The 19,636-nt window shown below is 70.3% G+C and carries 16 protein-coding genes and 1 pseudogene; 9 read left to right on the top strand and 8 right to left on the bottom strand.

Annotated features, from left to right (window positions below):
• Positions 1–72 precede the first annotated feature (72 nt).
• Both GWK61_RS06650 and GWK61_RS06645 read right to left on the bottom strand, forming a co-directional pair.
• The gene (locus GWK61_RS06650) at positions 73–426 is read right to left on the bottom strand and encodes a VOC family protein (protein WP_194906101.1); all 354 of its coding nucleotides are present in this window, start codon (positions 424–426) and stop codon (positions 73–75) included.
• A gap of 53 nt (positions 427–479) precedes the next feature.
• Positions 480–854, bottom strand: a complete 375-nt coding sequence (locus GWK61_RS06645; RefSeq protein ID WP_194906094.1) for a hypothetical protein — start codon at positions 852–854, stop codon at positions 480–482.
• A 239-nt stretch (positions 855–1,093) separates the two neighbouring features.
• Between GWK61_RS06645 and GWK61_RS06640 the strand changes: the two genes are divergently transcribed.
• The 4 genes from GWK61_RS06640 to GWK61_RS06625 all read left to right on the top strand — a co-directional run bounded on the left by GWK61_RS06640 (position 1,094) and on the right by GWK61_RS06625 (position 6,694).
• The gene (locus GWK61_RS06640; RefSeq protein WP_194906092.1) at positions 1,094–2,878 is read left to right on the top strand and encodes an acyclic terpene utilization AtuA family protein; all 1,785 of its coding nucleotides are present in this window, start codon (positions 1,094–1,096) and stop codon (positions 2,876–2,878) included.
• A gap of 28 nt (positions 2,879–2,906) precedes the next feature.
• Complete coding sequence (locus GWK61_RS06635) at positions 2,907–3,857, top strand: aldo/keto reductase (RefSeq protein WP_194906090.1); 951 nt, start codon at positions 2,907–2,909, stop codon at positions 3,855–3,857.
• A 366-nt stretch (positions 3,858–4,223) separates the two neighbouring features.
• On the top strand, positions 4,224–5,336 hold the full coding sequence (locus tag GWK61_RS06630) for an ABC transporter ATP-binding protein (RefSeq protein WP_228561847.1): 1,113 nt from the start codon (positions 4,224–4,226) through the stop codon (positions 5,334–5,336).
• The gene (locus tag GWK61_RS06625) at positions 5,333–6,694 is read left to right on the top strand and encodes an ABC-2 transporter permease family protein (protein WP_194906088.1); all 1,362 of its coding nucleotides are present in this window, start codon (positions 5,333–5,335) and stop codon (positions 6,692–6,694) included. Before GWK61_RS06630 ends, GWK61_RS06625 begins: the two co-directional genes overlap by 4 nt.
• Before the next feature lie 103 nt (positions 6,695–6,797).
• Here the strand turns inward: GWK61_RS06625 and GWK61_RS56055 are convergent, their stop codons facing one another.
• Positions 6,798–9,551, bottom strand: coding sequence for a PKD domain-containing protein (locus GWK61_RS56055; RefSeq protein WP_228561846.1), 2,754 nt, complete (start codon positions 9,549–9,551; stop codon positions 6,798–6,800).
• A 211-nt stretch (positions 9,552–9,762) separates the two neighbouring features.
• On the opposite strand from GWK61_RS56055, the gene GWK61_RS06600 reads away from it, so the two are divergent.
• On the top strand, positions 9,763–10,434 hold the full coding sequence (locus tag GWK61_RS06600; RefSeq protein WP_194906085.1) for a DUF1707 SHOCT-like domain-containing protein: 672 nt from the start codon (positions 9,763–9,765) through the stop codon (positions 10,432–10,434).
• Positions 10,435–10,559: 125 nt separating this feature from the next.
• Positions 10,560–11,180: a DUF4291 domain-containing protein gene (locus tag GWK61_RS06595; RefSeq protein WP_194906083.1), complete on the top strand. Its 621-nt coding sequence runs from the start codon at positions 10,560–10,562 to the stop codon at positions 11,178–11,180.
• Between the two features lie 43 nt (positions 11,181–11,223).
• Here the strand turns inward: GWK61_RS06595 and GWK61_RS06590 are convergent, their stop codons facing one another.
• The gene (locus GWK61_RS06590; protein ID WP_194906080.1) at positions 11,224–11,658 is read right to left on the bottom strand and encodes a nitroreductase family deazaflavin-dependent oxidoreductase; all 435 of its coding nucleotides are present in this window, start codon (positions 11,656–11,658) and stop codon (positions 11,224–11,226) included.
• A gap of 118 nt (positions 11,659–11,776) precedes the next feature.
• Between GWK61_RS06590 and GWK61_RS06585 the strand changes: the two genes are divergently transcribed.
• Positions 11,777–12,364 (top strand): gluconokinase, encoded by a 588-nt coding sequence (locus tag GWK61_RS06585; protein WP_194906078.1) that lies wholly within the window; start codon positions 11,777–11,779, stop codon positions 12,362–12,364.
• Between the two features lie 5 nt (positions 12,365–12,369).
• Here the strand turns inward: GWK61_RS06585 and GWK61_RS06580 are convergent, their stop codons facing one another.
• The 4 genes and pseudogenes from GWK61_RS06580 to GWK61_RS06565 all read right to left on the bottom strand — a co-directional run bounded on the left by GWK61_RS06580 (position 12,370) and on the right by GWK61_RS06565 (position 16,883).
• A complete protein-coding gene (locus GWK61_RS06580; protein ID WP_194906076.1) occupies positions 12,370–13,128 on the bottom strand; it encodes an endonuclease/exonuclease/phosphatase family protein in 759 nt (252 codons plus the stop codon).
• Between the two features lies 1 nt (position 13,129).
• A complete protein-coding gene (locus GWK61_RS06575) occupies positions 13,130–14,278 on the bottom strand; it encodes an ABC transporter permease (RefSeq protein ID WP_194906075.1) in 1,149 nt (382 codons plus the stop codon).
• A 314-nt stretch (positions 14,279–14,592) separates the two neighbouring features.
• Positions 14,593–15,471 (bottom strand): annotated as a pseudogene (locus GWK61_RS06570) (ABC transporter ATP-binding protein); the annotation flags it as partial.
• A gap of 464 nt (positions 15,472–15,935) precedes the next feature.
• Positions 15,936–16,883, bottom strand: coding sequence for a GlxA family transcriptional regulator (locus GWK61_RS06565; protein ID WP_369125560.1), 948 nt, complete (start codon positions 16,881–16,883; stop codon positions 15,936–15,938).
• A gap of 158 nt (positions 16,884–17,041) precedes the next feature.
• On the opposite strand from GWK61_RS06565, the gene GWK61_RS06560 reads away from it, so the two are divergent.
• On the top strand, positions 17,042–18,310 hold the full coding sequence (locus tag GWK61_RS06560) for an MFS transporter (RefSeq protein WP_194906069.1): 1,269 nt from the start codon (positions 17,042–17,044) through the stop codon (positions 18,308–18,310).
• Between the two features lie 74 nt (positions 18,311–18,384).
• Complete coding sequence (locus tag GWK61_RS06555; protein WP_228561844.1) at positions 18,385–19,629, top strand: serine hydrolase domain-containing protein; 1,245 nt, start codon at positions 18,385–18,387, stop codon at positions 19,627–19,629.
• Positions 19,630–19,636: the final 7 nt, after the last annotated feature.

Here is a 19,636-nt window from a genome sequence, read left to right as displayed (position 1 = left end):
AGGGTTCGGATTCCGAGGGGACCCGGACCCTGATTGCGTTCCGGCGGCGGGGCGAGCCTTTGCCGCCCGGCCTCAGCCCACTTCCCACAACTCGATCCGGTTCCCCTCCGGATCCGTCACCCAGCCGAACTTCCCGATGCCGTCCATCTCCTGCGTCTCCGCGTCGACGGCGGCGCCCTTCTCCCGCAGCTGCCGGAGCATGGCGTCCAGGTCGCGGACCCGGAAGTTGAGCATCACCTGCTGCTCGCGCGAGCCGAAGTAGTCCGTCTCGGCCTCGAAGGCCGCGAAGACCGTGGGCCCGGCCTCCTGCTGCCACTGGCCGTGCTCGTCGATGTCCAGCCCGAGGCTGTCGCGGTACCAGGCGGTCAGGGCCGCCGGGTCGGTGGCGCGCAGGAAGTGGCCACCGAGGCCGAGTACTCGTTCCATGGCGCCATCCTGCCAGGGCGGCACCCACAGCCGGCGGCTTCCGACGTGAACGTTCAGCGATTGCGCCGCCGGCGCCGTCCGACGTTCACCGCGATGTTGATCACCATGATCCCGGCCCAGGCGATCGGCACCACGACCGGCGTCGAGCCCGGGCCGCTGCAGCCGATCGTCACGGCGGTGCCGGCGGCCAGCGAGCCCAGGGCCGTCCAGCGCGCGGTCACCGCGTCGGCGACCTCCGACTCCTCGCGGCGCCGCGGGGTGTCGGACGGGTCCGCGGCCCCGGTGCGGGCCAGGAGCTCGGAGTCGATGCGGCGCTGCATCTTGTCGGCCAGCGCCGCCGCGATCTCGTGCTCGTACTCCGGGCCCAGCTCCCTGCGGGCCGCCAGGGCCGCCGCGATCTCCTGCGGAGTCAGCTCGTCGACTGTCATGACGTGACGGTACATCGCGGACGCTTCGGGGAAATCAGCCTGTGGAGTGTCATTCCGGGGGATGACGGTCTCAGCACGGAGGCTGATTCGATCTCATCCGCACGCCGTGACGATCCGGTACAAACGGAATTCCCTCTACCTCGTTATAGGAAATCCTGCGCGCTACTGGCCCGCCATGGGGTACCCCGCGAGTAAAGTCACGGGGAGAACTCGGTTCACACTGAGAGGGAGTTCGTGAAGTGAACACCCAAGTCCCGCCGCGGCGCCCGGTACGCATCGCCAACTCATCCGGGTTCTACGGCGACCGCCTGTCCGCGGCCAGGGAGATGGTGGACGGGGGTCCGATCGACGTCCTGACCGGCGACTACCTCGCCGAGCTGACCCCGCTGCTGCTCCATAAAGCGCGTGAGCGCGGCGGCCCCGGCTACGCGCGCTCCTTCCTGGCGCAGATGAACCAGGTGCTCGGCGCCTGCCAGGAGAAGGGCGTCAAGATCGTCACCAACGCCGGCGGGCTGGAGCCCGCGCGGCTCGCCGACGATCTCAGGGCCCTCATCACGCACCTGAACCTGCGCCTGAAGGTCGCCCACATCGAAGGCGACGACCTGCTCCCGCGCCTGGCCGAGCTGCGCGCCAAAAACGTCCCGTTCGAGAACCTGGACACCGGCGAGCCGTTCTCCGACGCCGCCGAACCGATCTCGGCCCACGCCTACCTCGGCGCCTGGGGCATCGCCGCGGCCTTAGCCGGCGGCGCGGACATCGTCGTCTGCGGCCGGGTCACCGACGCTTCACTGGTCGTGGGCCCGGCCGCTTGGTGGCACGGCTGGAACGGCGACGACTGGGACGCCCTGGCCGGCGCGGTCGTGGCCGGGCACGTCATCGAGTGCGGCCCGCAGTGCACCGGCGGCAACTACTCCTTCCTGGACGAGCTCCCCGACACCCGCGTCCCCGGCTTCCCGATCGCCGAGGTCGCGCACGACGGCTCCGCGGTGATCACCAAGCACCCGGGCACCGGCGGCGTGGTCTCGGTCGGCACGGTCACCGCGCAGCTGCTCTACGACATCGAAGGTCCGGCCTATACGAACCCTGACGTCACCGCGCACTTCGACACCCTGCGCGTGACGCAGCAGGCTCCGGACCGCGTCGAGATCCGCGGCGCCAAGGGCATGACCGGCCCGCACAAGCTCAAGGTCGCCTTCAACTACCGCGCCGGCTTCCGCAACACCGTCATCCTCGGCATCACCGGCCTGGACATAGAGGCCAAGGCGGGCCTGGCCGAGCAGCAGATCTTCGACACGCTCGGCGGCCGCGGCCGCTTCGCCTCCGTGGACGTGCGGCTCCAGCGCAGCGACAAGCCGGCCGAGCAGGCCCGCACCGACGAGGAGGCCACCGCCTACCTGCACATCACGGTCAAAGACCCGGATCCGGACAAGGTCGGCCAGGCCTTCACCGGCGCCGTGACCAGCCTGGCGCTGGCCGGCTACTCCGGATTCCACCCGACCGCGCCGCCCACGCGCGAGGTCGAGTACGGCCTGTACTGGCCGACGCTGATCCAGGACCGGCACGTCTCCCACGTCGCCGTGCTGCCCACCGGCGAGCGCCTGGAGATCCGGCCCTGCCGCCGGCCGATGGGGATGCCGCTGCATCTGGGCGCGCCGCGTCCGCCGGAGCCCTTCTTCTCCGACGGGATGAAGCGGCTGGCTCCGCTCGGCCTGGTCTGCGGTGCCCGTTCCGGTGACAAGGGCGGGAACGCCAACGTCGGGCTGTGGACGCGCACCGACCGCGCCTACGCCTGGCTGCGCGAGACGCTGGACGTGGACACGTTCCAGAAGCTCGTCCCGGAGTGCTGCGACCTGCGGGTGGAGCGCTTCGAGCTGCCGAACCTGCGAGCGCTGAACTTCGTCGTCTACGGCATGCTCGGCGACGGGGTGGCGGCCTCGACGCGCGCCGATCCGCAGGCCAAGGGCCTCGGCGAGTTCGTCCGGTCGCGGCTGGTCATGGTCCCGGTGGAGTTCCTGAACGGCTAGGCTTACTTAGCGGCACTAAGATCGTGCCATGCGCTATCGTCACCTCGGTAATTCCGGCCTGCTCGTCTCCGTCGTGGGCCTGGGCTGCAACAACTTCGGCAGCCGGCTGGACGTGGCCGGCACCCGGCGCGTCGTGGACGCCGCGATCGACGCCGGCATCACCCTGCTGGACACCGCCGACATGTACGGCCAGTCCCAGTCCGAGTCCTTCCTCGGCGAGGTCCTGAAAGGCCGCCGGGACCAGGTGGTGCTGGCCACCAAGTTCGGGCATCAGAGCTTTGACATGAACTACCCGCGCGCGACCGGCGCCAAGGGCGGCCGGTCCTACATCCGCTATGCGGTCGAGCACTCGCTCAAGCGCCTCCAGACCGACTACATCGACCTGTACCAACTGCACACCCCGGACCCGACCACGCCGATCGCCGAGACCGTCGCCGCCCTGGACGACCTGGTCCGCGAGGGCAAGGTCCGCTACCTGGGCAACTCCAACTTCGCCGGCTGGCAGATCGCCGAGGCGCACTACGTCGCCCAGCAGCTGAACGCCACCCCCTTCGTCTCGGCGCAGAACCACTGGTCGCTCCTGGTCCGCGAGGCCGAGACCGAGGTCGTGCCGGCCGCGCAGCACTTCGGCCTGGGCGTCCTGCCCTACTTCCCGCTGGCCAACGGCCTGCTCACCGGCAAGGTCCGCCGCGCCACCGGCATCCCGGCCGACGCCCGCCTGGCCGGCCGCACGCACTGGGTCACCGAGGACCGTCTGGACAAGGTCGAGGCCCTGATCGCCTGGGCCGAGAAGCACGGCCGCAGCATCCTGGAGGTCGGCATCGCGGGCCTGGCCGCCCAGCCCGGCTGCACCTCGGTGATCTCCGGCGCCATGTCCCCGGAGCAGGTCCAGGCCAACGCCGCCGCCGGCGACTGGGAGCCGACCGCCGAGGAGCTGGCGGAGATCGACGCGATCGTGCCGGCGCCGGCGCAGCCGTAGGGCTTGCGGCGACGCGCAACCGCGACCACACCGAGCACACCGAGCACACCGAGCACACCGAGCACGACGACGACACGACACCGCGACCGCACCGCGCCGGAGCACGCACCACCGCCCCGGATCGGCTGCGGTCGCGGCGCGTTTCCGGGCATCCCTCACAACCCGCCCTCTTGTCAGGTCGCTGAGAATCCCCGCCCTGACAGGATCAAGGCTCCCCTCATTCCGGGCACCATCCCCCAACACCACTCCCCGTCGTCCAGCGGCCCTCCCGCGTTCCTTGAACATTCAGCAGTTTCGCGGGTGAGCGCCAAGTACCAGGGGTAGGTTCCTCCGGAATCGGGTCACCACCGGCAGAGGGAGGAGCGGATGGATACGACCGTCGCAGTCAGGGGCCGCGGCATCACCAAGGTCTTCGGTGATGTCGTCGCGCTCGATCACGTGGACGTGAGCATGGCGAAGGGTCAGATCCACGGCTTGGTCGGCCCGAACGGGGCCGGCAAGACCACGCTCCTGGGCCTGTTGCTGGGCCTGGCCGTCGCCGATGAGGGGAGTCTGGAGATCTTCGGCACGCCGGTCGGGCGGACGCTGGCCGCGCCCGAGGGTGTCTCAGGGTTCGTCGACGGCCCCGGCCTGTATCCCACGCTGACCGCCAAGCAGAACCTCGCCGCGCTCATCGCGCTGCGGCATCGCCAGCCTCGTCCGGCCGACGTCGAGGAGGCCTTGGCGCAGGTCGGGCTGACCGAGGTCGCGGACGACAAGGTCCGCGGCTTCTCGCTGGGCATGCGCCAGCGGCTCGGGCTGGCCGCCGCGCTGCTGACCAAGCCCCGGCTGCTGGTGCTCGACGAGCCCGCCAACGGGCTGGACCCGGCCGGCAAGAAGCACGTGCACGGCGTGCTGAACCGCCTGGCCGCCGACGGCGCCACCGTCATCCTGTCCAGCCACCGCATGGACGACCTGGAAGCCCTGTGCTCCGAGGTCACCATCCTGAACACCGGACGCGTGGTGTTCTCCGGCCCGCTGAACAAGCTCTCCGACGAGAACCGCGAGCTGGACTACCGGCTGCGCGTCTCGGACGCCGCCCAGGCCCGCACCGTCGCCGGCGACACCCCCGGCATCACCGTCGTCGAAGGCTCCGACTCCGCGGCGCAGGGCGACCCCGAAGTGATCATCGTGCGCGCGCAGGTGGCCGCGATGGACGAACTCGTGGCGCGGATCGTGCGCGCGGACGTCGCACTGCGCGAGCTGGCCCCCGTGGTCTCGCCGCTGGAAGCCGCGTTCCTCGCGCTCACCGACCAGCCGATCGACGTCCCGCAGCAGTCGACCGGCGAGACGACCGCAGCACCAACCGCCGACGCCCCCGACACCGCCGAAGCCGTAGAACCCACCACCGAAGCCACCGCCGAAGCCACCGAAGCCGCTGAAAGCACCGAACCCGCCACCGCCACGACCGAAGAGCAGCAGCAGGAGGCCGGCCGATGACCGCGACCGTCACCGAAACCCCCGCGCCGGAAGCCGCGTCCCCGGCCGCCGCCGCGGTCCCGGTGTCCCGGGTCCTCCGCTTCGAGCTGATCAAGCAGTTCTCCGCCTGGCGCGTCCGCCTGCTGATCCTGCTGTGCTGGATCGGTCCGGCCCTTCTGGTCTTCGCCATCGACCAGCAGAGCACCCTGCCCTCGGACACCCTGTTCGGCCGCTGGATGCACGCCACCGGCTGGGCCGGCTCCCTGGTGGCCCTCGGCTTCTGCGGCACGTGGGGGCTCCCCCTGATCACCTCCGTGGTCGCCGGCGACGTCTTCGCCTCCGAGGACCGCCTCGGCACCTGGCGCCACCTGCTGATCGCGGTCCGCTCGCACCGGCGCATCTTCGTCGCCAAGGCCATCGCCAGCCTCACCGTGATCCTGCTCCTGATCGCGGGCCTGACCTTCTCCAGCATCCTTGGCGGCCTGCTCGCCGAGGGCAACAACCCGCTGGTCGGCCTGGACGGCCACAGCCTGGCCGGCGGCGACGCCGGTACCAGGGTCCTGCTCGCCTGGCTCTGCGTCCTGGCGCCGACGCTCGCCCTGGCCGCCATCGGCCTGCTCGGGTCCATCGCGCTGGGCCGCTCCCCGATGGGCCTGCTGCTGCCGACGATCGTCGCCCTGGGCATGCAGGCCGCGCAGATGCTGCCGCTGCCGGTCGCCGTCCGCCTGGCGCTGCCCGGCTACGCCTTCATCTCCTGGAACGGCCTGTTCACCGACCCGTCGCAGCTCAAGCCGCTGCTGATCGGCATCACCGTCAGCCTGGTGTGGGCGATCGTCGCCACCGCGCTGGCCTACATGGTCTTCGTCCGCCGCGACTTCACCAACCTCACCAACGACGGCGCCGGCCGCAGGGTCCTGACGGTCGGCGTGCTGCCGCTGGCCGGCGTGCTGGCCGTGACCGTCGGCCTGGTCGCCGCCACCACCACCGGTGCCGGCGGCTCCGGCATCGACCAGAGCAAGGTGCAGAAGTCGGTGGCCACCGCGTTCGCGCACCTCTACAAGCTCCAGGAAGACGAGATGCGCCGGCCTCCGCTCACCGAAGCGCAGCTGCACGCCACCGCCTCGTGCCTCAAGAGCGAGGGGCTCGGCACGCAGGAGGGACCGGGCACCGACTGGCGCTGCACGGTCTCCTGGAGCGTCCCCGGCGACAACGTCACGGCGCAGGCCGTCTACCAGCTCGACGTCACCGCGAACGGCCGCTACATCGCCGACGGCGACGGCCCGCAGGAGGTCAACGGCTACTTCATGATCGTCACCAACGGCAAGACGATCTCGAACCCGCTGTGGCAGTTCGACGGCAACGTCGACCTGCTCTCCTAGAACCTCCGAACACACAGGACCGGTCCGAACACGCAGAACGGGCCCGGCGCGTCGCGCCGGGCCCGTTCTGCGTTTCTGTTCTGTCCGAACGTGCGCTAGAACATCAGCTCACGTTGACCGACGTGTCGTCGATGACGAACGACGTCTGGTACTCGGAGTCCTCCTTGCCGGTGAACTTGAGCGTCACCGTCTGCCCGGCGTAGGCCGACAGGTCGAACGAGTGCAGCGAGTATCCGCTGTTCGCGTTCAGGTTCGAGTACGTGTACATGTTCTTCAGCACCGAACCCGAGCTGCTGAGAAGCTGCAGCTGCAACGTGTCGTACTTGGTCGAGCTCGTGGTCTCCGCGGTGTCGATGTGCATGTAGAAGTTGAACTTGTAGGTCGTGCACCCGGCGGGCAACGTCACCGTCTGCGCCATGGTGTCCGTGGTGGTCTTGCCCCAGCCGTCGAGCCACGCGTCGTACGTCCCGCTGTGCGGCGGCTCGGAGCTGCTGCTGTTGATCACCTGCAGCGGGGAGTGCGTCGAGGTGATGCTCCACGGCGCCGCGTTGGAGGCGCCGTTCTCGAAGCCCGCGTTGCCCAGCAGCTGCCCGGCCGTGCAACCGCCGCTGCCGCCGGTCGGAGTGGCGCTGACCTCGTTGCTCTGCCCGCTCTCGCCGACAGGGTTCGACGCGGTCACCCGGTAGTAGTACGTCGTCCCACTGGTTAGCCCAGTATCCGTGCACGTCAGAGTCGTGCCGCTCAGGCCGCTGCAACCGCCCGAGGTGAGCAGCGACTCGGTACCGCTGGTGGTGCTGCGGTAGACGCTGTACTTGGTGAGGGTCTCACCGCCGGTGTTGGACGGCGCCTGCCAGTTCAGCGTCACCTGGTTGGTGCCGCCGGAGGCCGTCAGGTTCTGCGGCGCGCTGGGAGGCACGCTGCCGACCGGATCCGCCGTGACGCTGACCGTCGACGTCGCCGAGTTCGAGGCGCTGTCTGTCACCGTCAACGTCGCCGTGTAGGTCCCGACGGTCGAGTAGGTGTGGCTCGGGTTCTGCGCCGTGCTGGTCGCGGAGCCGTCACCGAAGTCCCAGCTGTAGGTGTACCCCGGGGTGCCGCCTGTCGCGGTCCCGGTGAAGTTCACGGCCAGGGGGATCTGCCCGGACGTCGGGCTGCCGGCCGCCGAGGCCGCCAGCGGATTGCCGACCGCGCTGACGTTGACCGCGACCTGGGAGGTCGCCGTCTTCACCGGGGAGGAGCCGTCGGTCACCGTCAGCGTCGCGGTGTAGTTGCCCGCGGAGCTGTAGGTGTGGCTCGGGTTCTGCGAGGTGCTCGTCGAGCCGTCCCCGAAGTCCCAGCTGTAGGTGTACGGCGACGTGCCGCCCTGGGCCGAGCCGGTGAAGTTCACCGCGAGCGGGGCGTTGCCGGTGGTCGGGGAGGCGCTGGCCGAAGCGGACAGCGGCGTCGAGCCCTGCACCCAGAAGTCCTCCAGCGGGTCGCCGAGGGCGGCCTGGTCGTTGGTGGTCATCGGGAAGGTGTTCAGGCCGATGTTGTCGTTCGGGTCGATGATGCCCGACTTGACGTTCTGCATCGTGCGTTCCATCGCCGCGATCACGTTGTTGGTGCTGTACGCGACGTGGCTGAGGTAGCCCTGCTTGACGTACTGCGACGGCCCGATGACGACCAGCGGCACCCGGTAGGTGTTGCTCACGTGGTCCGAGCCGTTGTTGCCGTTCTGGGTGTCGTCCTCGGTGATGACGATCAGGGTGTTGTTCTTGTACGTCGCGTTGTTCTCGATCGCGTTGACCACGTTGTTCGTCGCCGTGTCGTTGCCGGCGATGTCCTGGTACGTGCCGGGGTGGTCGTTGAACAGCTCGACGTAGCTGTACACCGGCAGACCGTTGGTGCCGACGAAGCTGATGTAGTCGTTGGCTATGGTGCTGTCCGGGAGGCTCTGGTTCGAGCAGTGGTACTCGTTGTAGTGCAGCTCCTCCGGGATGCTGGTGCCCGGGCGGTTCGGCGGCAGGACTTCGACCTTGCCGTCGGCCGGGTTCTTCCAGTAGCCGGAGCCACTGCTGAGCATCCAGTAGAAGTCGCCGTTCATGACGAACGTGTACGGGCTGCTGCCGCTGCTGGACCCGCTCGGGGTCGTGCAGGCGTTGGTGCCCTCGTCCGTCGGGCCGTTGGTGTTGCTCAGGAAGCGGTCGAACTGCGTCCCGTTCGACGGGTACGACTGCTGCTGCGAGCTGGACTGCGACTGGGCCGAGAACAGCCACCAGTGGTTGGGGCCCGAGGGCGGCTGCGTGCCGGTGCTGTAGGAGTCCGACAGCGCGTAGGTCTTGGCCAGGCTGTGCAGGTTGGGGACAGAGCTGATGTGGTTGGTGCTCTGCGTCTGGCCGTTGCAGCCGGCGTGGACGGTGCTGGCACAGTCACCGAGGTAGTCGTCGAAGGTGTGGTTCTCGCGGTAGATGATGACGAAGTGCTGGAACGGCGGGAAGTACGGCGCCAGCGGGTTCACCGCCGCCACCGGCTGCTGCACCGCCGCGGCCGCCTTGCCGGAGCCGGCCGGTTCGTAGGTGATGCGGTTGTTGACGGCGAAGTTGTGCGGCTGCGGGAACTTGTTGAACTCCGCGCCCAGCGCCGCGAACTTGGCGCTGGAGCAGTCGAAGTTGTCCGGCTTGTACGACTGCGGCCGCTGGCCGACCGGCAGGTTCTTCGCGTTCGTCGGGTCGGTGCTCGGGTTCCAGCCGATGAGGGTGCAGGAGCCGGGGCCGGATGTCGGCCTCTGGCTCGCCAGACCCTGTGCGGCACCCGTTATCCCGCCCACGATGAGGGCGAGGAACGCAGCACCTGCGATCCAACGTTTCCGTCTGATCATTTAAGCTCCCTGATTGGGGGATGTGGGGAAGGCGCGAAAGCGGCGACGGTATTGTCTAGGCGAATAAGGGCCCGGACAAGTGGTATCGAGGCACAAGACCCGCTGATAGCGAAGGCTTTCATTCGTCGTTCGTCCACAGTTGGCCTGACGCGGCGTCAGTCGGTCAACGCGACATATCGCGTTCGGCGCGGTTTCCCGTTACACTGCTCGCATGACTTCCGCGCCCGAAGAGAGCCGGTTCGTCCCGGTCGTCGTGCCCTCCGAGCCGGTCGAGCCGGTGCCGCAGGTCCGGGCCTCCGACGCCGAGCGCGACGAGGTGGCGGCCGTGCTGTCCGAGGCGCTGGCACAGGGCCGGCTGACCAGCGCCGAGCTGGCCGAGCGGATCGACGCGACGTACGCCGCCAAGACCCGCGCCGACCTGGTCCCGCTCACCGCCGACCTGCCCGACGATCTGCGCACGGCCCAGGTGAGCCCGGTCTCGGCGGTCGAGCACCAGGAGCTGAGCGCGACGTTCAGCAAGGTGATCCGCTCCGGCCGCTGGGTCGCCGGCCGGCACACCACGGCGAACGCGCGGTTCGGGGCGCTGATCGTGAACCTGGCCGAGGCCGTGCTGCCGGGGCGCGAGATCACGCTGGACATCAACGCGTTCTGCGGCAAGGCGATCATCACGGTCCCGGAGAACGCGCGGGTCATCGACGAGGGCGGCGCACTGTTCGGCAAGCGCTCGGTCACCGGCTCCACGCCGGAGGGGCAGGAGGACGGGCCGCTGATCCGGATCACCGGCAAGTCCACGTTCGGCAAGATCGTGGTGCACCGGAGCACGCCCGGCGACGCCGCCCTCAACCCTGCCGTGTGGTGGTGGGAGAACCGGCACCAACGCTGAGCCCTGATATGCGCCGCCGTGATATCTGCTGAGCCGTGGCATCTGCTGAGCCCTGATATTCACGGGCGCGGGCCGGCGCTCATACGCGAGACTCCCCTGAGCGATATCAGAACGGGGGAGCCTTCATGGCCAACACGAACAGCCTTCCGCTGCACCAAGTGCGTGCGGACTACGACCGCGACACGATCGTCGTCTACCAGGCGTACCGTGCGGAGATCGCCGAGCCGGCGGTGCGCGCGCAGCGCTTCGTCGAGCCGTTCTCGCTGAACCGGATGACGTGGGTCAAGCCGTCGTTCCTGTGGATGATGGGCCGCAGCAACTGGGCCCGCAAGCCGGGGCAGGAGCATGTGCTGGCGGTTCGGATCACACGCGAGGGCTGGGAGACCGCGCTGTCGCAGGCGGTGCTGACCGGTTACGAGCGCGGCGTGTACGCCGACCGCGTGGACTGGGAGCGGCAGATGAAGAGCGCGACGGTACACGTCCAGTGGGATCCGGAGCGGACGCTGGCCGGTGCCGTGCTGGACGCGCGGGCGATCCAGGTCGGGCTGAGCCGGCACGTCATCGCGGACTACGTGAACACCTGGACCACCGAGATCCGCGACATCACGCCGACCGTGCGCAAGATGGCCGATCTGCTCAAGGAGGGCCGTAAGGACCGCGCCGCCCAGCACCTGCCGAAGGAGCGGCCCTACGAGCTGCCGCCGCACATCGCGCGGCGGTTGTACCGTCCGGGCGCCGACGGCTAGAGAACTAGCCGCGACGCCCGGACAGCACCGGGCCAGCCGACCGTCAGGCGGCCGGCTCCAGCACGACGACCGGGATCCGGCGCGTGGTGCCCTTCTCGTACTCCGCGAACTGCGGGGCCCGGGCGACCATCTGTGCGAAGTAGCGGTCGCGCTCGTCCTCGTCGGCGACGCGCGCGGTCAGCTCGACCGTGGCCACCTCGTCGTCCCCGGGCACCTCCAGAAGCACCTCGGGGTGCGCCTGGAGGTTGTGGAACCACGCCGGGTGGTTGTCCTTGCCGGCGTTGGAGGCCACGATCACCCAGGCGCCGTTGTCCGCGGCGATCCCGGCGAGCGGGGAGACGTAGGGGGCGCCGGACTTCGCACCGGTGTGGTGCAGGACGACCAGGCCCTTGCCGCCGAACTGGGCGACGCTTCCGGCGTTGGCCCGGAACTCTTCAATGACTTGCTCGTTCCACGAACGAGCCTCTTCGTTGCTCATATCCGCGCCCAGCTTCCCGTCGAAGGGGTTTTATTCCCGGCTGGTCAGAGCCTCACCCGGATGGCCCGTCCGGACCCGTCGGCGAGCACCGCGACTCCGGCGATGTCAGGCTGAAGGCATGGTGCGACCGACCCCTCCCCCGCCCCCGGGAGCCGCCGGAGCCACGCCGCCGGTGCTGGTGGTCACCGGCGTCTCCGGCAGCGGCAAGTCGACCGTCGGCGCCGCCCTGGCCGGCCGCCTGGGCTGGGACTGGGCCGACGGCGACGCCTTCCACCCGGGCGGCAACATCGCCAAGATGGCGGCCCGCGAGCCGCTCACCGACGCCGACCGCATCCCCTGGCTCAACGAGATCGGCCGCTGGATCGACAAGGCGGCCGCGGCGGGCCGGCCCGCCGTCATCGCCTGCTCGGCGCTCAAGCGCTCCTACCGCGACCGCCTGCGCGCCGGACGGCCGCAGGTGCGCATGGTGTACCTGGTCGTCGACCTCAAGACGCTGCACCAGCGCCTGACCGACCGGCGCGGGCACATGTTCCACGCCGACATGCTCGGCAGCCAGCTGAGCGCCTTGGAGCCGCCGACGCCGGACGAGAACGTGCTGATGGTGCAGTCCGCGGGCACCCCGGATCAGACCGTGGACCGCATCATCGCCGGGGAGCAGTTGGAGGCTTATCTGCCGACGGAGCCGGGGCGGCGGTCGCCGGGATAGCAGGGTCACCCCACTGTCGCGGCCACCCCGTAGTGGTCCGACAAGAACCGCTCCCGGCCGTCGGCCATCCGCACCTTGTCCTGCAGGACCACCTCGCCCTTGGCTGCCAGTCCCGGCGTCACCAGCACCTGGTCCAGCGCCGCGCCGTCCCAGCCCGGCACCGGCCGGTAGGTGGTGGCGGCGTCGCCGTCGAAGGCGTCGCGCAGACCCGAGGCGGCCTCGAAGCCCTCGAAGAGCCAGGAGTCGCGCGGGACGTTGAAGTCGCCGACCGCGATCACCGGTTCGCCGGATTCGATGCGGCGGACCGTCTTCGCCAGGCGTGCCAGTTCCGCCTGCTGGACGCGGGTGAACGGGGCCGCCTTCGACCAGTCCGCCGCGCGGTTCGCCGACAGGTGGGTGTTGGCGACGGTGAAGAACTCGCCGTCGGCGTTGAAGCGGGTCAGCAGGACGCCCTTGCGCAGTACCAGGTCGGTGCGCCATTTCGCGGGGGCGGCCAGGACCTGGTAGCGGTGCCCGACCAGCGGGATGCGGGACAGGGTCAGCAGTCCGCCGGCGACGATCGGCAGCCGGGGGCCGTGCGCCGCGTAGGGGAACGCCGCTCTGGTCAGCGAGCGGAGCAGGGCGAAGTTCGGCGGGATCTGCAACTCCTGCAGGCAGACTACGTCGTAGTCGCCAGTCCCCAACACCTCGGCCAGTGCGCGCAGGCGCACCCTGGGCTCGTTTCTGAAGAGCGTGTTGAACGACAGCACCCGGACCTTCGGCACGCTATGCCCTCCTCCCCGCGGTCCAGGCGACCCGCATCGGGACCTTGGACCCGAACCGCAACACAGAGTTCTCATACACCCGGGCGCCGGCCGCGACGATCCCGACCGTCACCACGGCCATCAACCCGATCGCCACCACCGGCTCCCACCACGACGCGTCCCCGCCGGCGATGCGCACCGGCTGGATCAGCACCGAGAACGGCGGGATCAGCGACAGCACCCGCACCCAGACCGCGTCCGGGTTGCCCAGCGCCGCGAACGCCGCGAAGTACGGCACCATCAGCACCAGGTTCAGCGGCTGCACCGCAGTCTGCATCTCCTCCTGGCGCGAGACCCGCGCGGCCACCGCGGCGTAGGCCGAGGCGTAGAAGATGTAGCCCAGCACGAACCACACCGCCACGATGCCCACGGTCTGCCAGATCTGCCCGGTCATGTGCAGCGCCCCGGTCGCCGCCCCGGCGCCGATCCCGACCGCGGCCGTGGCCGCCAGCTGCAGCAGCCCCAGCGCCCCGATGCCGATGATCTTCCCGGTCAGCAGCACCCGCGCCGACGTGCTGGACAGCAGCACCTCGATGACCCGGCTGGCCTTCTCCTCCACCACACCGGTGGCGACCCACATGCAGTACGCGATCATCTGGCTGAACAGCATGATCTCGGCGACCAGCGCGACGGTCTTGCGCTGCCCGGCGTCGGGGTCCTTGGGCGCCAGCCTGACCGTGGTCTGCCCCTGCAGCTGGTCCACGTCCGGGATCTGCGCGGCCAGGTTCGCCCCGGCCAGCACCGGCGCCAACTTGGGGTCGACCGAGTCCTGCACGTAGATCCGGCCGTCGTCCACGAGCGCGTTCATCTTGCCACTCTTGACCATCTGCTGCGCCACCGCGGAGTCGGTGACCACGCTGGAGGTCAGGTTGATCTTGTAGGCCGGAGCCTGGCGCTCGGCGTACTGCTGCTCGACGGCGGCGCGCGGTCCGGCGAAGCCGACGGTGAACGACGGCGTCTTGTCCCGCCCCGAGACCAGCGCCGAGATCACCACGGCGACCAGCACGATCAGCAGCGAGAACGCCACCGCGATCGCGAAACCGCGGTCCCGACCCCGCTCGACGAACTCCCGGCGCATGACGAGCCGCACGGCCTGACGGTTGCGGTTCACGCGCGGGCTCCTTCTTGGTCGGCGGAGCCATCTTGGCTGGCCTGGCTGGCCTGGCTCGCCTGGCTGGTCTGGCTGGTCTGGCTCGCCTGACTGACCTGACCGGCCCGGCTGGACTGACTCGCCCGCCCCGCCTGACCTGTACGTGCCGCGCGCGCGGCACGCCAGACCCGCCCGGCGAGCCCGGCAGGCGCGCGGCCGCCGCCGACCCGGCCCGCACCACCGGAACCGCCACCATCGGCCTCGCCACCGGTGCCGCCGGCGCCACCACCCGCGCCGACGCCCTCGCCGTCACCCGCACCATCGCCGTCGTGCTCCGCGACAGCCTCCCGGAACAGGTCCGCCAGGCTCGGCCGCAGCGGCGTGAACTCCCGCACCGGCCCCAAAGCCCGCGCGGCGTCCAGAATCGCCTGGTCGTCGGCCTCGCCGGTGAGGATCAGTATCGTCGTCGGCCCGTACTCGGCCGACTGCACGCCGACGAGCCCGTCGGCCCAGCCGGCGGCGGCGTCGGTCCCGATCCGCAGCGCCCGCTCGGCGCGCGAGGCCCGCAGCTCGTCCACGGTCCCGGTGGCGACCATCCGGCCCCGGTAGATGATCCCGATCGAGTCGCACAGCCGCTCGACCAGCTCCAGCTGATGGCTGGAGAACACCACCGGCACGCCCTCGGCGGCCCGCTCGCGCAGCACCTCGGCGAGGTTGTCGACGCCGACCGGGTCCAGCCCGGAGAACGGCTCGTCCAGCACCAGCACCGCCGGGTGGTGCACCAGCGCCGCGGCCAGCTGCACCCGCTGCTGGTTGCCCAGCGACAGCGCCTCGACCCGGTCCCCGGCCCGCTCGGCGACCGACAGCCGCTCCATCCAGTAGCCGGTGGCCTTGGCGGCGTCGCCGCGGCTCATGCCGTGCAGCTCGGCGAGGTAGCGCAGCTGGTCGCCGACCCGCATCTTCGGGTACAGGCCGCGCTCCTCGGGCATGTAGCCGAAGGTGCGCCGGGTCGCGGTATCGACCGATCTGCCCCGGAACCGCACGCTCCCGGCATCCGGTTCGAGCACGCCGAGCGTGATCCGCATCGTCGTGGTCTTGCCCGCGCCGTTCGTCCCGACGAAGCCGTACAGCTCCCCCGGACGCACGGAGAACGTCACGCCGTCCAGCGCGACGCGGTCGCCGTAGCGTTTGCGCAGCCCCTCAAGCTCCAGCATCAAGCCTCCCGTATCGCCTGGCCCGATCCTAGCCACGGCAACGGCGAATCAAGCACACGGTCGTGCCGCAGCTCGGCAGCCGCCGCGTTGATCGCCGCCTTCCGATCCCGGAAAGGCTTCTCCCGCACCGCAACGGCCAACGGCGCGGCCGACCCCTCTGCCATCGACGCCCGGATCGCCTTCGGCAACCGGTCCACAGGGCGCCGGCGCGCGCCGGGTAGTCGTTGAAGTGCCGCAGACAGCGCCAGTAGTCCCCCATCATCGGCCGGTCCATGATCGGCGGCGGAGGCGGCGGTGGAGGCGTCGGATCGCCCAGCCGGACAAGGCATTCGCGGCCGTACCCGGTGTTCTCGTAATCGGACTCCAAGTCGTCGATGACGCCGCCGCACCACAAGTCGCCGCTCACATAGCCTCCTCACGCACAGGGCTGCGCATCCAAGATAAGCGGTCCCACCGTCCCCGAATCAGACCCCGGGCTTACGAAACGCCCGCCGGTAGTCGCTCGGCGCTACACCCACGACCTCCGTGAAGTGGTGCCGCAGGTTGGCCGCGCCGCCGAGCCCGGCCGCCGAGGCCACGCGCTCCACCGGCAGGTCGGTCGTCTCCAGCAGCCGGCGCGCGTGCAGAACCCGTTGCTCGGTCAGCCATTTGCCCGGCGTTGTGCCCACGGCGGTGTGGAAGCGGCGGATCAGGGTGCGCTCTGCCATGTTCGCGTGCCGTGCGAGATCGGCGACGGTCAGCGTCTCGGACAGGTGCGTCCGCATCCAGTCCAGCAGCGGGCCCAGGCTGTCGCGCCGGTCCGGCGGCGCGGGCGTCTCAACGTACTGAGCCTGTCCGCCGCTGCGGTGCGTCGGCGCCACCAGGCGCCGGGCCAGTGTGTTCGCGATGTCCGCGCCGTGGTCGGCGGCGACCATGGCCAGGCACAGGTCGATGCCGGCGGTGGTGCCGGCGCTGGTGAGCACGTCGCCGTGGTCGATGTAGAGCACCGCGGGATCGAAGTCCACCGCCGGGAAGCGCGCCTGGAACTCCCGGGCGTACAGCCAGTGCGTGGTGGCGCGACGGCCGTCGAGCAGCCCGGCGGCGGCCAGCACGAACGCTCCGGTGCACAGGGACGCCACGCGGGCGCCGTTGGCGTGCGCTTCCCGCACGGCCGCGACGAGGTCCGCCGGCAGCTCCTCGGTGACGTCCCGCACCGCCGGCACGATCACCGTGTCGGCCTCGGCGAGCAGGGCGTAGGTGTCGCCGCTGTCTGCGGTGAAGCCACCACCGGCAGGCACGGGCCCTGATTCGGGGTTGCAGACCCGGACGTCGTAGCCCAGCTCGGGCATGCCGGGCCGGATCCGGCCGAAGATCTCGACCGGGATCGAGATCTCGAAGATCGGCGCGCCTTCGGCGACGGCCACTGCGACCATGTGCTTGGCGCGGCCCTTGGCCCGGCCCGTCGCGTGGCCCTTCGCGCGGCCCTTGGTGACGTGCGCGGCGACGCTGTTCCTACCCATGGCAGCATCTTAGCGCTACATGTCATTCCTGCCACTGGGCGGCCCATCGAGCGCAAGAGATCATCGGACGTATGAGCCTTACAGACGTGAAGAACACCGCGATGGAGACTCCGTCGCGGTCGCCCAAGGAGACCTGGGCCCGCGCCGCGCTCGCGCTGACCGCGGTCGGCTGGGGCGCGAACCAGTTCGCGCCGATGGTTCTGCTGTACCGCGAGAAGCTGGGTGTCTCGGCGTCGGCCGGCGAGGCGATCTTCGGGCTCTACGCGGCCGGTCTCGTGCCGGGCCTGCTGGTCGCCGGCCCGCTGTCGGACCGCGTCGGGCGCCGTCCGGTCGTGACGTTCGCGGTGCTGCTGTCGATGCTCTCCGGCGTGGTGCTGATGCTCGGCTCCCACGGCCTGGCCTGGCTGTCCGTGGGCCGCGTGCTGATGGGCATCGCCAGCGGCGCGGCGTTCAGCGCGGGCAGCGCGTGGGTGAAGGAGCTGTCGGCGGCGAATCCGGTGGCCGGAGCCGGTGCCGGGGCCCGGCGCACGTCGATCGCCATGACGGTCGGATTCGGCCTGGGACCACTGATCGCCGGTGTGCTGGTGCAGTGGGGACCGGCGGCATACGAGACTCCTTATATTCCACAGCTGATTCTGGCCGCGGTGGCTCTGGTGATGCTGTCCCAAGCCCCGGAAACGGTGCAGCGCAAGCGATCCGGCGTCCTCGGCAGCGGCCTGCTCCGCCTGCGCGGCTTCTCCGACCGGCGCTTCGTCGGCGTGCTGCTGCCGATGGCGCCGTGGGTGTTCGGCGCCGCGACGATCGCCATGGTCTACCTCCCGGGCCTGGCGGCGGGGCACGTCAAGAGCTTCTCCCTGATCTACGCCGGTGCCGTCGCGATGGTGACCGCGATGTCCGGTGTCCTGATCCAGCCGGTCGCGCGGAAGATCGCGGCGTCCCCGGCGGGCCAGAACCGGGCCCGGCCTCGCCTGCTGACCGTGGGCCTGGCCCTGGTCACCGGTGGCACCCTCGCCGACGCCGGCGTCGCCGCCCTGAACGACATCGGCGCCTGGCAGGCGGTCCTGACGCTGGCGGCGGCGGTGATCATGGGCTTCGGGTACGGCGTCCTGCTGGTTTTCGGCCTCGCCGAGGTCCAGCGACTGGCACCGCCCGAAGATCTGGCCGGGATGACCGCGGTGTTCCAGGCCTTCACCTACGTCGGCTTCGCGGCGCCGTATCTGTTGTCCGCGTTCAAGAGCGTCGCCTCCCCGGCCACGCTGCTGCTCGCGGTCGGCGCGCTCGGTGTGCTGACGCTGGTCGTGACACTGCGGAACGCGCGGGTGACCGCCGCGCAGGAGTAGTTGCGCAAGCACTTGCAGAGCTTGTTTGCAGAACTGTTTGCAAAGAGTCTCTGCAATCCCCTACCGTGGTCCCCATGATGCGAATCAACGCCAAGCGCAGGGCTGCGGCCGCCGCGTTCACCGCACTCGCGACGGCCGTGACGGGGTTTGCTGTCGTTGCCGAAGCTTCCGCCGCCACACCGTCGCTCAGCGCCACCGCCGTGGCCACACCGCGCACCACCGCCCCGGCGCTCAACCCGGCCACGTTGCAGCAGGCGATCGCCATGCGCCCCGGCGAGGCGGCGGCCGGAGCGGTCGCGCTCGTGCGGAGCGATGGACAGACGTGGCGCGGCTCGGCCGGCGACACGCAGACCGGCGGGCCGGTCGCCGACGACGCGCACTTCCGCATCGGCAGCATCAGCAAGACGTTCTCGGCCGTCGTGTTGTTGCAGCTCGCCGCCGAGCATCGCGTGGACCTCGACCAGAGCGTGCAGCAGTACCTGCCCGGCCTGCTACCCGCGACGTTCCAGCCGATCACGCTGCGCCAGTTGCTGAACATGACCAGCGGGCTGCCGCAGATCGGCGACGGCGGGCCGTCCATGACCACCGACCAGCTGATCGCCGGGCGCTTCGAGTACCAGGGCTTCCGACAGATCATCGACTCGACACTGCGGCCCGCCGGCCGTCCGTGGCCCGGCCCGGTCTTCGCCCCCGGGACCGCGCAGAGCTACAACTCGCTGAACTTCCGCATCGTCGGGCTGCTCATCGAGCACGTCACCGGGCACTCGTTCGGTGACGAGGTCGAGGCCCGCATCGTCCGGCCACTGCACCTGACCGGCACTTTCGTTCCGCAAGGCGCGCCGCGGATGCCGTCGCCGTACATGCACGGCTATCTGACCGAAAGTCAGGGCACTGTCACGGACGTCAGCGCCGCCGGCGGCGACCCGTCGAGCATGATCTCCACGACCGGCGACCTCAACAGGTTCATCACCGTGCTGTTCCAGGGGCGGCTCCTGCCGCATGCGCAGCTGACGCAGATGCTCGCGCTCCCCCACGACGCCGCCGGCGACCTGCTGCCGTACACCGGCGACTCAGGGAACTGCCAGAGCGGCCCGGACAAGGGCAAGGCCTGCTTCGGCCTGGGCATCGGCACCGACACGCTGCCCGACGGGACCGTCCTGTGGGGCAAGACCGGCGAGGACATGGGCTACTTCACCGCCATGTTCGCCACCCGCGACCTGCGGCACGTCGGCATCGTCTCGACCGGCGTCACCGACGTGGCCGCCGAGGCCGGGCTGGAGAAGGCGAACCGGCTGGCCGCCGCAGCCTTCATGCCGTAGCACGAAA

This window comes from Catenulispora rubra, from assembly GCF_015356825.1.
Lineage (GTDB): Bacteria > Actinomycetota > Actinomycetes > Streptomycetales > Catenulisporaceae > Catenulispora > Catenulispora rubra.
The sequence above is the reverse complement of the archived record's forward strand: the minus strand, read 5'-3'. Positions and strand labels throughout refer to the sequence as shown.